Below are 456 nucleotides of genomic sequence, written 5' to 3'. Positions count from 1 at the left end.
CCGCTTCGACAATGGCGTTGCTGGAGTTGTTGATGATGTAGGTGTTATCCAGCGCATTGCCGGTGCCGACCAGGCCCGTTCCGACCAGCGTCAGCTTCTCGACGTTTGCATCGAGCGTGTAATTGACACTGCTGACGACCATGTCGGTTCCGCCGCCCGCCGCTTCGACAATGGCGTTGCCGGTGTTGTTGATGGTGTAGGTGTTGTCGAGCGCGTTGCCCGTCCCGACCAGGCCCGTTCCGACCAGCGTCAGGTTCTCGACGTTCGCGGCCAGCGTATGGCTGACGGTACTGATCACGCTGTCGGTGCCTTGGCCGGCGCTCTCGATTACCGTGTCGCCCGCGTTGTCCACGTGGTAGGTGTCGTTGCCCGATCCGCCGGACATCGTATCGGCGCCGACTCCGCCATTGAGCGTGTCATTGGTGAAATAACCATTCGCCGTCAGCACGTTGTCGA

Annotated in this window: 1 pseudogene; it reads right to left on the bottom strand. The window is 61.2% G+C overall.

Annotated elements, in window-relative coordinates:
- Positions 1–456 (bottom strand): annotated as a pseudogene (locus GPA27_RS28405) (hypothetical protein); the annotation flags it as partial.

Source organism: Aromatoleum toluolicum (assembly GCF_012911005.2).
In the GTDB taxonomy this organism is placed as follows: domain Bacteria; phylum Pseudomonadota; class Gammaproteobacteria; order Burkholderiales; family Rhodocyclaceae; genus Aromatoleum; species Aromatoleum toluolicum.
This window is presented reverse-complemented; position numbering and strand designations above follow the sequence as displayed.